This is a genomic window from Sphingosinithalassobacter tenebrarum (assembly GCF_011057975.1).
GTDB classification, from domain to species: Bacteria; Pseudomonadota; Alphaproteobacteria; order Sphingomonadales; family Sphingomonadaceae; genus Sphingomonas; species Sphingomonas tenebrarum.
The window spans coordinates 2008277-2021548 of sequence record NZ_CP049109.1; the positions used below are offsets into that span (position 1 = coordinate 2008277).

The 13272-nt window shown below is 65.4% G+C and carries 16 protein-coding genes; 5 read left to right on the top strand and 11 right to left on the bottom strand.

Annotated elements, in window-relative coordinates; genetic code table 11:
* Window positions 1–65 precede the first annotated feature (65 nt).
* Entirely contained in the window at window positions 66–1292 is a 1227-nt protein-coding gene (gene argJ, locus G5C33_RS09930; protein ID WP_165327065.1) for a bifunctional glutamate N-acetyltransferase/amino-acid acetyltransferase ArgJ, read from the bottom strand.
* Between the two features lie 254 nt (window positions 1293–1546).
* Here argJ and G5C33_RS09935 point away from each other — a divergent pair, with 254 nt between their 5' ends.
* The 5 genes from G5C33_RS09935 (at window position 1547) to secA (ending at window position 6993) form a co-directional block, all read left to right on the top strand.
* Entirely contained in the window at window positions 1547–1942 is a 396-nt protein-coding gene (locus tag G5C33_RS09935; protein ID WP_165327066.1) for a TonB family protein, read from the top strand.
* Complete coding sequence (locus G5C33_RS09940; RefSeq protein ID WP_165327067.1) at window positions 1939–3201, top strand: energy transducer TonB; 1263 nt, start codon at window positions 1939–1941, stop codon at window positions 3199–3201. Before G5C33_RS09935 ends, G5C33_RS09940 begins: the two co-directional genes overlap by 4 nt.
* Window positions 3202–3209: 8 nt before the next feature.
* The gene (locus tag G5C33_RS09945; RefSeq protein ID WP_165327068.1) at window positions 3210–3758 is read left to right on the top strand and encodes an energy transducer TonB; all 549 of its coding nucleotides are present in this window, start codon (window positions 3210–3212) and stop codon (window positions 3756–3758) included.
* 64 nt (window positions 3759–3822) lie between these two features.
* On the top strand, window positions 3823–4134 hold the full coding sequence (locus G5C33_RS09950; protein ID WP_165327069.1) for a hypothetical protein: 312 nt from the start codon (window positions 3823–3825) through the stop codon (window positions 4132–4134).
* Between the two features lie 99 nt (window positions 4135–4233).
* Window positions 4234–6993 (top strand): preprotein translocase subunit SecA, encoded by a 2760-nt coding sequence (secA, locus tag G5C33_RS09955; protein ID WP_165327070.1) that lies wholly within the window; start codon window positions 4234–4236, stop codon window positions 6991–6993.
* A 106-nt stretch (window positions 6994–7099) separates the two neighbouring features.
* On the opposite strand, the gene G5C33_RS09960 is transcribed toward secA, so the two are convergent.
* The 10 genes from G5C33_RS09960 to G5C33_RS10005 all read right to left on the bottom strand — a co-directional run bounded on the left by G5C33_RS09960 (window position 7100) and on the right by G5C33_RS10005 (window position 13250).
* Window positions 7100–7663, bottom strand: a complete 564-nt coding sequence (locus G5C33_RS09960) for a CC0125/CC1285 family lipoprotein (protein WP_165327071.1) — start codon at window positions 7661–7663, stop codon at window positions 7100–7102.
* A gap of 219 nt (window positions 7664–7882) precedes the next feature.
* Entirely contained in the window at window positions 7883–8122 is a 240-nt protein-coding gene (locus G5C33_RS09965; RefSeq protein WP_228275022.1) for a helix-turn-helix transcriptional regulator, read from the bottom strand.
* On the bottom strand, window positions 8123–9865 hold the full coding sequence (locus G5C33_RS09970; RefSeq protein WP_165327072.1) for a type IV secretion system DNA-binding domain-containing protein: 1743 nt from the start codon (window positions 9863–9865) through the stop codon (window positions 8123–8125). It lies immediately after the preceding gene.
* Window positions 9862–10131: a hypothetical protein gene (locus tag G5C33_RS09975; RefSeq protein WP_165327073.1), complete on the bottom strand. Its 270-nt coding sequence runs from the start codon at window positions 10129–10131 to the stop codon at window positions 9862–9864. Before G5C33_RS09975 ends, G5C33_RS09970 begins: the two co-directional genes overlap by 4 nt.
* On the bottom strand, window positions 10128–10295 hold the full coding sequence (locus tag G5C33_RS09980) for a hypothetical protein (protein WP_165327074.1): 168 nt from the start codon (window positions 10293–10295) through the stop codon (window positions 10128–10130). Before G5C33_RS09980 ends, G5C33_RS09975 begins: the two co-directional genes overlap by 4 nt.
* Window positions 10286–10954: a hypothetical protein gene (locus G5C33_RS09985; RefSeq protein WP_165327075.1), complete on the bottom strand. Its 669-nt coding sequence runs from the start codon at window positions 10952–10954 to the stop codon at window positions 10286–10288. Before G5C33_RS09985 ends, G5C33_RS09980 begins: the two co-directional genes overlap by 10 nt.
* Window positions 10951–11358, bottom strand: a complete 408-nt coding sequence (locus G5C33_RS09990; RefSeq protein WP_165328808.1) for a DUF4326 domain-containing protein — start codon at window positions 11356–11358, stop codon at window positions 10951–10953. Before G5C33_RS09990 ends, G5C33_RS09985 begins: the two co-directional genes overlap by 4 nt.
* Window positions 11355–12197, bottom strand: coding sequence for a hypothetical protein (locus tag G5C33_RS19340; RefSeq protein WP_228275023.1), 843 nt, complete (start codon window positions 12195–12197; stop codon window positions 11355–11357). The genes G5C33_RS09990 and G5C33_RS19340 overlap by 4 nt, the downstream gene beginning before the upstream one ends.
* Window positions 12184–12420: a hypothetical protein gene (locus G5C33_RS10000; RefSeq protein ID WP_165327076.1), complete on the bottom strand. Its 237-nt coding sequence runs from the start codon at window positions 12418–12420 to the stop codon at window positions 12184–12186. Before G5C33_RS10000 ends, G5C33_RS19340 begins: the two co-directional genes overlap by 14 nt.
* Window positions 12417–13250 carry a DUF6551 family protein gene (locus G5C33_RS10005; RefSeq protein WP_165327077.1) on the bottom strand — a complete coding sequence of 278 codons (834 nt, stop codon included), beginning with the start codon at window positions 13248–13250 and terminating at the stop codon, window positions 12417–12419. The genes G5C33_RS10000 and G5C33_RS10005 overlap by 4 nt, the downstream gene beginning before the upstream one ends.
* Between the last annotated feature and the right edge of the window lie 22 nt (window positions 13251–13272).

Sequence of the window (13272 nt, forward strand, 5' to 3'; positions counted from 1 at the left end):
GCCATTGAAAGAACAGAACAGCGCTTCGACAAGCTCAGCGCCAACGGTTCTCGGGATGAGAGGGATCAGCTCCGATAATCGGCGTTGATCGAGATGTAGCCGTGCGTCAGATCGCACGTCCACACGGTCGCGCGTCCGTCGCCCAGACCCAGATCGACGCCGATCTCGACGTCCTGTCCCTTCAGATGCGCCGTCACGGGTGCTTCGTCATAGCCTTCGACCGCCAGCCCGTCCTTCGCCACCTGCGTCGCGCCGAAGCAGATGGAAAGCCTGTCGCGCTCTGCCGGTTCGCCGGCCTTGCCGACGGCCATTACCACGCGGCCCCAGTTTGCGTCCTCGCCCGCGACTGCGGTCTTCACCAGCGGCGAATTGGCGATGCTCATCGCAATGCGATGCGCGCTGCGGTCGCTCTCGGCGCCTTCGACGGTGACGGCGATGAATTTCGTCGCGCCTTCGCCGTCGCGGACCACCAGATGTGCGAGCTGGCGGCACAGATCGCCGAGCGCGGCGGCGAATGCGTCCGCGCCTTCGTCATCGGCGTCGCTTAGAGGCGCATTGCCTGCCGCGCCCGTGGCGAAGGCGAGCACGGTGTCGCTGGTCGAAGTATCGCCGTCGACAGTGATGCACGAGAAGCTGTGCGCATTGGCCGCGTTGAGCGCGGCCTGGAGGAATTCGGGGGCCACCGCCGCGTCGGTGAAGACATAGCCGAGCATCGTCGCCATGTCCGGCGCGATCATCCCCGACCCCTTGATGATGCCGACCAGATTGACGGTCTTGCCGCCGATCACTGCCTGCGTGCTCGCCGCCTTGGCGAAGGTATCGGTCGTCATGATCGTTGCGGCGGCGTCTTCCCAGCTACAGGTCTCGGCAGCGAATGCCGCGTCGAGACCCGCCTCGGCCTTGTCGACCGGCAGCGGCACGCCGATCACCCCGGTCGAGGAAATGAACACGTCCGAAGGCTCGCAGCCGAGATGCGCCGCCGTCCGCGCCGCGATCGCTTCCACCGCCGCGCGCCCGCGATTGCCGGTAAAGGCATTGCTGTTGCCCGCATTGACCACCAGCGCACGCGCCTGACCCAGCACCAGCGCCTTGCGGCACCATTCGACTTCGGGCGAGGGGCATTTGCTCTGCGTCAGCACGCCCGCAACGCTCGTTCCCGGCGCCAGCTCGACATAGGTCAGGTCGCAGCGATCCCATTGCTTGTAGCGCGCACGCGCCACGCGCGGCGTCACGCCGGGAATGGCGGGCAGATCGGGAAAGCCCGAAGGGGCGAGGGGAGAGCGTTCGGTCATGCGCTCCCTAATAGTCGTCGCACGGTTGCGTACAACTATTGTCGGCGCCGCCGCGAAGACGAAAGCGCCGATTGCCGCAGGTTCGCTACTGGTGCACGATAGTGGCGCGGCTGGCCGCCGCCAGGGGGCGATAGCAGATGAAAAACAAAGTCTTGATGATTTTGGCCGCGAATAGCGCGCTTCTTGCTGCCGTACCGGCGACGGCACAGGATGCGCAGCCGGTTGCCCGCGAACCCCTCACCACTGTGCCGCCCGTGATTCGAGTTACGCGGGAAACGCAGGTTACTGCCGCTGCGGCTCCCAACCTGCTCGCGCGGCCGCCGCGGTCCATCCGACCGGAAAGCTGGATTTCGATGGAGGATTATCCCGCGCGCGCGCTTCGCGATGCCGCCGAAGGCAATGTACGCTATCGCATGACGGTGGGAACGAACGGACGAGGCCGCGATTGCGTCGTCACCATAAGCTCCGGCCACGAGGCGCTGGACGAAGGAACCTGCCGCTTGCTGGAACAGCGTGGACTGTATGAACCGGCCCGTGATGCACAGGGCAATGCCGTGGATGCCCAGGTTGCCGGCATCATCGAATGGAAGCTGGAACTCTCGCCCGAGGCGCAGATGGTGGCGCTGGTCGAAGCGGCGAAGGACCAATGAGCCGCCTTGGCCGGCTGATGTCCGTCGGAGCGCTGCTGGTAGCGGGCATCGGCGCCTGCATTCCCGGCGCCCGGGCGCAGGACGCGGCGAGCGGGGAGGCCACCGATGCGCCGCGTGCCGAGCTGCGGCTGACTTCGACTGTGTGCGAAGGCTGTAAAAAGTCGGAGCTGATTTCCGGCAGCATCCGATTGGAGGACTATCCGGTCGAGGCGCGGCGGAACGGCGAGGAAGGCACGGTCGTCGTGCAATTCGACATCGATACGCGCGGCATTGTCGAGAAATGCAGGGTAGTGCGAAGCTCCGGCTCGAATGCGCTCGACGCGCAAAGCTGCGCCCTGATCGTCGAGCGGTTTCGCTACAAACCGGCGCGTGATTCGGAAGGGGACCCGATCGCCGAGAAGCGAACCCAGACGATTCGGTGGGAAATTGAGCGGGAGGTGCCGTCCGAGCCGTCCGTGCCCGAGGGCTGGACGCGGGCACAACTGATTTCGGGCGGCATCGGCAAGGACGATTATCCGATCGAGGCACGTCGGAACGGAGAAGAGGGTGTCACTGTCGTGCGGTATCGCATCGGCACGGACGGCACTGTGGAAAAATGCTCGATCCTGCAAAGTTCCGGCTCGGAATTGCTCGATACGCGCAGCTGCGCCCTGATCGTCGAACGGTTCCGCTACATCCCGGCCCGCAATGCGGAGGGCGCGCCGGTTGCGGAAACGCGCACCCAGCCGATCAATTGGGAAATCGACTGGGATCTGTATGAACCGGCACCCGCTGCAGCCGTGACGGGCAGCGCTGTGCTCACTGCCAAGATTGGCGCTGACGGCGAGACGCGGTCGTGCAGTATCGATGCGCTACCAGAGCTCGAGCAGCTCATGGGTGCCGCCTGCGAGAGCGAGCTGCTGCCCCCCGGTATCGCCGGTAAACTGACCGAACCCGTGGCGATCCGGTTGATCATGGCCCAGGCATTCGATTCCGATCCGTTGCCGATGCCCGAAATCCTGCCGGGCTATTCGGTCGCTGTCCTGACCTCCGCCGTCATGCAGCTCGACGAAACTGGCCGTGTGGCGACGTGTACGATCACCACGAAGGAGCTGAACAGTCAGCCGAAGCCGGTTCCCTGCAACCCCGCGGCTGCACCGTTCCGTTTCGTTCTCCCGGAAGGTTCGGAGAGAACCGAACCCCCCGGCGAGGCTCGCATGGAAGTCCGGCTTACCACGTTGCCGGCGCTGCCGGATGACAGCGGAGGGGCGAAACCATAACCGGAGTGATGTCGCCCGACGGGAAGGGCCCCGAAGTCGAAGAGCAGGGTGCATTCACCGGCCAGGGCCCGGTGTTGCAGTGGACAGTGCTCTCGGTGATTGCGCTGCTGCTGCTGTTTCTGGCCTATGCGGCCGTCACATTCGCGATCCGAACGCTGCCGGATATCGTCGCGAGTGTCCAAGCACGGCACAAAGCCGAGCCGGTGTCGGGCGCGCCGGTGCGGCGCGAGCAGGTCGAAACCCTGACCGAGGCGCTGCAACCGCCCGCCGCGCCGGCGAGGCTGCGCAGCGGGTATATTGGCAATGCGGACTATCCGGTAGAGGCGCGTCGCCACGGGGAGGAGGGAGTCGTTCGGATTCGCTTCGTGATCGGCACCGACGGCCGCGTTGGCGACTGCCGGATCGCTGTTTCCAGCGGATCGGATGCGCTGGACGCCGCCAGTTGCCGGCTGATCGCGGAACGCTTCGCCTATGATCCGGCACGCGATTCAGAGGGGAAGCCGGTCCGCGAGATACGCCATCAGACGATCCGCTGGGAAATCGACGACGCGGAGTGAGAATGGCAGGGCCGCGACCTTTCTCCCGATTTCCATTGAGACGGGGCGTCATAAACCTTATGTGGTGGCGCAGGCGCCGGGTGGCGCCATTTCCGGGTCTGGATTGCGTTTGAACCTGCTACTGCTCCTCTCTGCGTTTTTGACGAGCCTCACCGCGATGATCTCCGGTGAGCGCCCACTCGATTCGGTGCAGATCGAGCAGCCCAGCCAGCCGGTGGCCCGGGCCGCCGCTGCTGTCGCTCCGGGGATTCAGACGGTTCGCCAGTCGGTGCGCTTCGCGCCTGCCGCGATGCGTGCCGTGCCCGTGATTCCGCGCTGGACCCAGAGTCCGCTTCTGCCGCCATTGTCGCAACTGACGGATCGTCGGCTGGAATAGCCGGCCGGGCGCGCTGTTCGCGCCTTTCCCTTCGTTGCGCGCCTCGGGCGCAGGGCCGTGCACACGGCCAGCCATGCATTTCAGATGACAGGAATTCCCATGTTCGGCGGCATTGCCAAGACTCTTTTCGGTTCTTCGAACGATCGCTACGTCAAAAGCCTCGGCACGATCGTTCAGAAGATCAACGGTTTCGAACCCACCATTTCCGCGATGTCCGACGAGGAGCTCGCGCAGCAGACGGTGAAGTTCCGCGAACGCCTCGCCAATGACGAGAGCCTCGACAGCATCCTGCCCGAAGCCTTCGCCACGGTACGCGAGGCGGCCAAGCGCGTGCTCGGCCAGCGGCATTACGACGTGCAGATGATCGGCGGCATCGTCCTCCATCGCGGCGAAATCGCCGAGATGCGCACGGGCGAGGGCAAGACGCTGGTGGCGACGCTGGGTACTTATCTCAATGCGCTGCCGGGCAAGGGCGTTCATGTCATCACGGTGAATGACTATCTGGCCCGCCGCGACGCCGAATGGATGGGGCAGGTCTATCGCTTCCTCGGCCTGACCGTAGGGGTGATCATCCCCAATCTGTCCGATCAGGAACGGCGCGAAGCCTATGCCGCCGACATCACCTACGGCACCAACAACGAATTCGGCTTCGATTATCTGCGCGACAACATGAAGTACGATCGCGCCAGCATGGTGCAGCGGCCGTTCAACATGGCGCTGATCGACGAAGTCGATTCGGTGCTGATCGATGAGGCGCGTACCCCGCTGATCATTTCCGGCCCGACCGACGACAAGTCCGAGCTCTATATCGGCGTCGATGCGGTGGTGAAGCAGCTCGTCCCCGAAGACTATGACATGGACGAGAAGATGCGCACCATCGTCCTCACCGAGGACGGGACCGAAAAGGTCGAGCGGATGCTCGAGGATGCCGGTCTGCTCGAAGGCGCCAATCTCTACGATTTCGAGAATACGCAGGTGGTCCACCACCTCAATCAGGCGCTGCGTGCGAATGTGATGTTCAAGCGCGACACCGACTATATCGTCAAGGAAGGCAAGGTGATCATCATCGATGAATTCACCGGCCGCATGATGGAGGGGCGCCGCTGGTCCGAAGGCCTGCACCAGGCCGTCGAGGCGAAGGAAGGCGTCAATATCGAACCCGAGAACCAGACGCTCGCCTCGATCACCTTCCAGAATTATTTCCGCATGTATCCCAAGCTGGCGGGCATGACCGGTACCGCCGCGACCGAGGCGGCGGAATTCTACGACATCTACAAGATGAACGTCGTCACCATCCCGACCAATCTGCCGATCCAGCGGATCGACCATGACGACGAGTTCTACAAGGACACCAAGGACAAGTTCGCCGCGATCGCCAAGACGATCGAGGAGCATGCGAAAAATGGTCAGCCGGTGCTGGTCGGCACCGTTTCGATCGAGAAGTCCGAACTGCTGTCGGACTTTCTCAAGAAAGCGAAGGTACCGCATTCGGTGCTCAACGCGCGCCAGCATGAGAACGAGGCGCATATCGTCGCGCAGGCGGGCCGCAAGGGCGCCGTTACGATCGCCACCAACATGGCCGGTCGCGGCACTGATATTCAGCTCGGCGGCAATCTCGATTTCCGCATCGCCGACGAACTGCGCGACATGGAGGAAGGCCCCGAGCGCGACGCCGCGATCGCGAAGATCAAGGCCGAGATCGAAGCCGAGAAGGAAGAAGTGAAGGCCGCCGGCGGCCTGTTCGTCCTCGGCACCGAGCGCCACGAAAGCCGCCGCATCGACAATCAGCTGCGCGGCCGTTCGGGCCGTCAGGGCGATCCCGGCATGAGCCGCTTCTACCTGTGCCTCGAAGACGATCTGCTGCGCATCTTCGGCTCGAACACCATGTTCGCCAAGATGATGCGATCGAACATCGACGATGGCGAGGCGATCGGTTCGAAATGGCTCAACAAGGCGATCGAGACCGCGCAAAAGAAAGTCGAGGCACGCAATTACGACACGCGCAAGCAGATCCTCGAATATGACGATGTGATGAACGATCAGCGCAAGGTGATCTACGAACAGCGCGCCGACATCATGGACGCCGAATCGGTGAGCGACGTCGTGGAGGATATGCGCTTCGAAACGGTCGGTGCGGTGGTGCAGGCTGCCTGCCCGCCGGGCAGCTATCCCGAACAATGGGATGTCGAAGGGCTGCAGGAGCGCACCGTCGAGGTGCTCAACGTGGAAGTGCCCGTTGCCGAGTGGATCGCGAAGGAGGATGGCCTCGATCCCGAGACACTCGAGGAGCGCATCCGCGAAAAGGCCGACGCGCTGGTCGCCGAGAAGACCAAGGAAGTCGACTCCAAGACCTGGACGCAGGTGGAGAAGTCGATCCTGCTCCAGAATCTCGACCATCACTGGAAGGAGCATCTCGCGATGCTCGACGCTTTGCGCCAGGTGGTCCACCTGCGCGCCTATGCGCAGAAGACGCCGATCAACGAATATAAGCACGAAGCCTTCGCGATGTTCGAGCGGATGCTCGAGAACATCCGTGAGGATGTGACACGCACGCTGGCGCATGCCCAGTTCCGCATGGCCGAACCGCCGCCCCTGCCCGATCTGCCGGACTTCCTCACGACGCATATCGATCCGCTGACTGGCGAGGACGACACCAACGATATCGATGCGGGTACGCGCGCCAGTGCCGATGGCTTCGTCACTTCGCGGATGCCGCCGTTCCAGGGCGCCGGCCCGCGCGGCGAGCCGGAGGGCGTCGATCCCGAACAATGGGGCAAGGTGAGCCGCAACGCGCCGTGCCCGTGCGGATCGGGCCGCAAGTACAAGCATTGCCACGGCGCGATCGGCGTCGGCGCCTGATCCCTGCGGCAGTCGCCGAAAATGAAAGAGCCCCCGGAGCGATCCTCCGGGGGCTCTTTTTTCGGGTGTCGCTGCCGCCCGGCAAGGGCGCGATTCGTCACCTGCCTCAGCGCGGCTGGGGCATTTCCACTTTCGGGCCGATATTCTCGATCACGGCGCGGGCATCGAAGGCGCGGACGTCGTCGGGCTTGGGACCGCGGCCGATCACGATCTCCGCCATCGCCTGGTAGCGGTCGACCGTGCGGACGTCGAAATCGCGACCGAAGGGGTCGTCGTAGAACGGATCCCAGTAGCGCCAGCCGTAGCGGGGGCGATAATAGCTCCAGTACGGGCTCCAGTAGCCATAGGGCGTCGCGCCATAGGGGCGGCTGTTATAGGTGCGCTGCTGGTGATCGGTGTCGCGATTGACCATCACGAAATAGTCCGCGCCGTTCTCCAGTGTCAGCTGCGCGGCGCGATAGAGCAGGTAGCGCTCGACCGTTTCGCGCGAGGTGAGCGTATTGCCGGCAAAGGAGACGCGAAAGCGATTCTCCTCGATCCGCTCATCGGAATAGCCTGCCCGCGAAAAGCCGGTGCCGGTGGCAGGTTGATAGGGCGTGGGATAGGCGCAGGATGCGACCGCCAGGCCACTCGCAAGCGCGAGCGCCAGGGATTTGGCTGAGAGTTTCATTTTTCCTCCGGGCACTTATTGCGACTCAGCTAGGCGTGCAGCCGGGTCGATTCAACGAGCAGTTATGAAGGAAACACCCTGTCGCGCAAATGAACGAGAGATGTACCACTGGCTCCCCGGGCCGGATTCTATTTTCATGGCAATAGCCCCCTGATATTCGATGTTGGTGGGTTTTTGTTTGAGAAGGGTGCCCCCAAGGGCGCCCCCAGCTGGACGGAATCAGCGCGCTTCGGCGCGTTCCGATTTCCAGCGCTCGATGTCGGCCTGGCGCCATCCGACGGCCTGTTTTCCGAGCTGGACGGGGCGCGGGAATTCGCCCTCCTGGATCATGTTGTAGATCGTCGATTTGCTGAGGCCGGTCTCGCCGGTGCGCACGAGGTTGCCGTGGCGATCGCGGCGGGATGCCAGATCGCGCATGCGAAGGATGCGGCCGCAGGGGGCCGGTTCGGGGTTACTCATCTACTTTTCCTCGGTACGCAGATACGGATGGAGCTCGAGGACGCCGCCGGTCTCGCGGGCGACGTTCGAATTTCGGAGATCCTTTAAGCCCTGGCGCCACCATCCCGAGGTGGCGCTCTTGCCCAGGCGGGCCGCGACTTCGGCCGACGATGCCGGGCCGTTGGCGGCGATGTCGCGGAGCATCTCGCCGCCGGGGCCGCGCAGCTTTTCGGACCAACGCTCGACGAGCTGGTCGGGCCCGGGCCAATGGGCGAACGGAATGTCGGCGCGATCGAACAGCGACGGCAGCGGTTCGACGGCATCGCCCCGATTGGAGATCAGGCCTGCCTCGACCAGCCCCTTGCGTGCGGCGCGGCTGTCGCCGCTATTCGGGCGGCGGCCGAGCAGCAGCAGCACGTCGTTCCAGATCAGGGTATCGTCCGGTGTGAGCGCTCCGCGCAGAAGCGCGGCGGCATCGAGGGCGGTCCTGTTGAGGGTGGGCGCGCCGGCATCGGCCGAAGCCTTTGCCGACGCGCCCGTCGTGATGGAGCCGGGGCCGCGTCCTTTCGCTTTCGTCTTTCGTGGTCCGGCTTCCGACGCGGAAGTTGCCGGCGGCGTGGCTTCCCCGCCCGTGCGGGCAAAGGCTCCGGGTGCATTCGTGATCATGGGATGCGGTCGGCCGTTACGCACCGCGCCCGCAAGCTCGATGATGGCGCTGAAACCGCGCTGATAGCGATCGCATTCGGCATCGACGCCGCGCAGATCGTTAAGTTCGGCCCGCGCCGCGGCCAGCTGATCGCGCAGGGCCGCGATTTCCGAATCGCGCTCGCGCAGCATGGTGCCGACTTCGCCGCCTTTCGCAAATGCCTCGCCGGGATCCCCGGGGATCGAATCGTCGGGATAGTCAGGGACCTCGGGCGCCAGTGCGGCGCGCAGTTCGTCGACGAGATCGCCCGAGACGGCGATCGGCGGCGGGGGCGTATCGCCGTGGCGCGGGGTGCGCGAGCTGTCGAAGGTCGTGTTCGCGGGGAAGCGGACGCGGCGCAGCTCGGCCGAACGCGGTTCCCACAGGAACGCCTCGCCGGCCTTGAGCAACGGCAGGGCTTCCTGGACTTCGCGGTTCTGTTCGCGCGAGAGCGCCACGAGCTCGGCGATCGCCTTGCGGTCGATCGGGCTGGTCTGGCGCATCGCGACGATGCAATTGTCGGCCATGCCGCGCACACTGGCGTCGAGCCGGCTCCAGCGCTGGCAGGCGAGCATCAGGCGGATGCCGTTGCCGCGCCCCTGTTCGGCGAGCCGCTGGACCGAGCGGAACGCATCGCCGCCACCGCCCTGCGGCACCCAGCTTTGCGCCTCGTCGATCGCGAGATGGAGCGCCGCCTCGTTATGGAGGAAGACGGCGTCGGCGAAATCCGCCACCCATTGCTGTTGCTCGTCGGATTTCCACTGGCTGACATCGAAGATGGCGGGGACGTTGCGCTCGACGAACAGGCGGCCGAGCTGGCCGCCCTGGTCGGGCGTCATCGGAACATGCGCACGCTTGCCGCCGAAGATGACGAAATCGAGCCCGGGGCGCTGGCCGTCGGGCGAAAGCGTAAGGCCCCAATGGTTGCCGAGCTTGTCGATCGCGCCGACGCGACGATCGGCGCGGCGCAGCTGTTCGATCAGGCCGCGCAGCTGATAGGTCTTTCCGGCACCGGTCGTGCCGAGGATGAGGATATGGCCTTCCTCGAGCATGTCGATCGAGATCGGGGGCTCAGTCATCGACTCAGTCCCTGGCCTTCGCGCTGCAGCCATCTATCGCAGCACTCATGATCCGACGTCACCCGGGCCGATTTGGAGGGCCATTCCCGATAGTAACGGTCCAAATCATCGGCGGCGAACAACGCCTCGCGCCGGAGCATGGCGTACATCATGCAATCCCCGGTGTGCGGCAGCCAGCGGCTCCAATAGGCGCAATCGGCGCAACGGCCCTCGTCGCCAATGGCGCCCCGCACTGCCGGCTCGTCGGAGCGCAGAAACTCGGTCACAGCGCATTGCTCCCGAGATGCCAATAGCCACAGATATGGCAGCGATAGGTTTCGACCCGGCCATATCCGCGCCGGCGACGGAAGCGCTGGCGGTTCATCTGGCGTAACGCCTGGGCGTGCGTATCGAATGCCGCCTTTCCGTAGCAGGCGGGGGCTAGCGACATTGGTGCGCTCCTTCGGTTCGAGGTTGGTGCTCGCACCCGATATCGGCCCGGACGCCGCAGCGGGGGCAGGGGGTGCGATCGGGCGCGGCGGGGCGCAGCGGTGGCTCGCTTGGCTTGGCGACGCCGCGTTGGGTCGCACGGGCCGGGGCGGCGGGCAGAGGAAGCGGCAGGTCGACCCAGTCGAAGCGGAGGCGCGTGACGGCGGGGTTGTCGGCCCAGGTGAAACTGTCGTGGCTGATCGAGGTTTTTCCCGATCCGTTCACCGCGTCCCAGTGTTCGGCGAACGCGGCGCGATTGCGGCAGCCGGCGGCGCGGGCGCCGGCGTCGTCGATTTCCCGCAGGCACATGCGATCGACGGCGATCAGCGACAGGTGCATGCGGTGCCAGGCGCGGGGCATTTCGCGCGCCATTCGCGCGCGGCCGTAATCGCGGCTCGGCTTTCCGTCGGCGGCGTACCAGGGCCTGGCGCCGATATCGAGCGCGGCGGTCGGTGCGAGGCCTTCGACCTGGCGCGGCAAATGGATCGGCTCGCGCACCCATAGCCGCTCGCCGGGCCGGCATTTGGCGAGGAAGACGCCGGGGCGGTATATCTCGGTCTGCCGGCAGGCGCGGATGGCGCGGACGGTTTCGACCGTGCAGTTGATCGGGCGGTCGGTCATTCGGCGGTCGCTCCGTTCGCCAGCGCGAGCAGCACGTCGGCGTGACACCATGACGATGTTGTCGGGCACCAGCATTGTAGGTTCTTGCCCGCAATACGCGGCAGTGCCTTGAGCAGGCGCCGCCGCCAGCGCGCGAGCGTTCTGATCTCGTCCATGCCGAACCCGGCGGCCGCGAGGATGCGTGGCGTAAGATCGTCCGCCAGCCAGGCCCGATACAATATGACGCTTCGGGCATGTCCGATATGCGGACGGCCAGCGAACGGATTGCTCCATAGCGTCGGCCGCCCGACATATATTGCGCCGGCGGGCGTAAAGGCATTGCGACGGCGCGTCCGCTGCAGGCGGCGTGGTCGGTTGCCGAAGGTTTCCGGCGGGCCCGACGCCCGCCGGTTGCCCGTGATCATGCCCGCACCAATTCGCGCAAGGCCTGGTGGCGGTCGGCGAGGTCGATTGCGGCATCGAACCCTTCGTGCGGGCCGATGAAGATCGCCTCGCGCAAACCCTTTACCATCAGCTCGAGGATCTGCGCGCGCGCCTCCCGGGCCAGATCGGCCCGAGCGGCCAGAGCGGCCAGATCGGCCAGAGCGGCCAGAGCGGCCAGATCGGCCCGAGCGGCCCGAGCGGCCAGAGCGGCCAGATCGGCCAGAGCGGCCAGATCGGCCAGATCGGCCCGAGCGGCCCGAGCGGCCAGAGCGGCCAGATCGGCCCGAGCGGCCAGATCGGCCCGAGCGGCCAGAGCGGCCAGATCGGCCCGAGCGGCCAGATCGGCCCGAGCGGCCAGAGCGGCCAGATCGGCCCGAGCGGCCAGAGCGGCCAGAGCGGCACGAGCGGCCAGAGCGATATCGCGGAGCTCGTCGTCGCTTCGCGCCGCCTCGCATTGCGACGCTAACGCGTCGAACTGCGGAATGCCGTACGCACGGAGCCACACAGGCGCGATCTGGTTGATTCCCCACATCGCGAGGAAACGGGCACGCGCAAGTTCATCCGCCGGCGTGCCGCGCGTACCCGCGATCAGCGGGACCAGTGGCTTGAGCAGTCGATCGCGCTGCTCATCCTCCATATTGTCGTTGATCGTGATTCCGTAGCCGCCGAGGATTGGGCAGGCGCATTGCGGCTTGTCGCTGTGCTTTTCGCCGGCGAACCAAGCGGTCATTTCCATGAAGCACATGCCTTCGGCCGCCGAGCCATGCGCACCGGCACTGAGGCGGACTTCGGAAACTTGTGAAATATCAAAGGTCGTCACGGGCATTCTCCTTGCTTTGGGAGCGGGGTGACCGCGCTTCGCGGGCGCGGTGTTCGAGTTCGGCGATGGCGAGGATCGTCGGCTTCAGGTCGGTGGGGGCGGCGTCATAATTGCGACCGAAGCGGCCGTTCAGGCGGGGAAGCATCGCGCGCGGGATCATCGTCCAGTTGTCCGGGATGGCGCGGACGGTTTCGACCGTGCAGTTGATCGGGCGGTCGGTCATTCGCCGCCCTCGTCGAATGCTTCGCCTGCAGCTTCGTCATAGGCTTCGCGAATGGCGGCGATCGCGGCCGGTGTGCGATGGAGTCCGCGGTCGGCGGAAATGGCCGTTATCGCCTTCACCCAGCCCGGCTGATCGTCGCCCTGCAGCACGAGCTCCATCAGCGCGTCGTCGCCATCCTCCCCCAATTCGATCAGCGCCGGCCAGATGCCGGCGAAGATCGTGCCGCCATAGCGAAGCACCTGATCGGGGAAGGCACGCGCCAGGAGGTTTAGCGCGCGTTTCGTGATGGCGCCGCCGCCCTTTCGATAGGCGGCGCGGATGCCCGCCACATTGGAGACCATTCCAGGTTTCCACGCCGTGAAATTGGTGTGCGGCGCGAGCGAAAGCCCGGCTGTTTCGATCAGCGCCATCAGCTCGATCGCCTCCCGGTCGCCGCCGGCGAGCGATGCCTTGAACAGTTCGATTGGTCCGAGCGGCTTGCGCCTCTGATTGAGTTCGACGAAGGCGGCGGCTTCCTGTGCCGGTTCGCCATAGTCCGTGACGACGCATGGAAGATCGTAGATGTCATTGCGCATTCGCGCAGCGGCGAGGCGATGCTGGCCGTCGACGACGAACAGCCCGGCATCGGATCGCCGGGCGACCACAAGCGGCTGGCACAGCGACCAATCCCAGTCGCGCGCGATCCTGTGGATGAGCGCCTGGCTGCCGCGGTTTTCGATCGAGCGCTGATAGGCCGGGTCGATGCCAAGCTCGTGTATCGTGCAATTCTGCAGGACCGGGCGGCGGCCACGGACCGGATTGCATTTCGGGCGGGCGGGCAGAGCGGACATTCTACCCCCCCCCGACCAGTTT

Bases quoted from the DNA above. Each gene is read 5' to 3' on its own strand.
- G5C33_RS10005 (WP_165327077.1), bottom strand. From the start codon at position 13,250: ATGTCCGCTCTGCCCGCCCGCCCGAAATGCAATCCGGTCCGTGGCCGC.
- secA (WP_165327070.1), top strand. From the start codon at position 4,234: ATGTTCGGCGGCATTGCCAAGACTCTTTTCGGTTCTTCGAACGATCGC.
- G5C33_RS10000 (WP_165327076.1), bottom strand. From the start codon at position 12,420: ATGACCGACCGCCCGATCAACTGCACGGTCGAAACCGTCCGCGCCATC.
- G5C33_RS09990 (WP_165328808.1), bottom strand. From the start codon at position 11,358: ATGATCACGGGCAACCGGCGGGCGTCGGGCCCGCCGGAAACCTTCGGC.
- G5C33_RS09970 (WP_165327072.1), bottom strand. From the start codon at position 9,865: ATGACTGAGCCCCCGATCTCGATCGACATGCTCGAGGAAGGCCATATC.
- G5C33_RS09980 (WP_165327074.1), bottom strand. From the start codon at position 10,295: ATGTCGCTAGCCCCCGCCTGCTACGGAAAGGCGGCATTCGATACGCAC.
- G5C33_RS09945 (WP_165327068.1), top strand. From the start codon at position 3,210: ATGTCGCCCGACGGGAAGGGCCCCGAAGTCGAAGAGCAGGGTGCATTC.
- G5C33_RS09985 (WP_165327075.1), bottom strand. From the start codon at position 10,954: ATGACCGACCGCCCGATCAACTGCACGGTCGAAACCGTCCGCGCCATC.
- G5C33_RS09965 (WP_228275022.1), bottom strand. From the start codon at position 8,122: ATGAGTAACCCCGAACCGGCCCCCTGCGGCCGCATCCTTCGCATGCGC.
- G5C33_RS09960 (WP_165327071.1), bottom strand. From the start codon at position 7,663: ATGAAACTCTCAGCCAAATCCCTGGCGCTCGCGCTTGCGAGTGGCCTG.
- G5C33_RS09940 (WP_165327067.1), top strand. From the start codon at position 1,939: ATGAGCCGCCTTGGCCGGCTGATGTCCGTCGGAGCGCTGCTGGTAGCG.
- argJ (WP_165327065.1), bottom strand. From the start codon at position 1,292: ATGACCGAACGCTCTCCCCTCGCCCCTTCGGGCTTTCCCGATCTGCCC.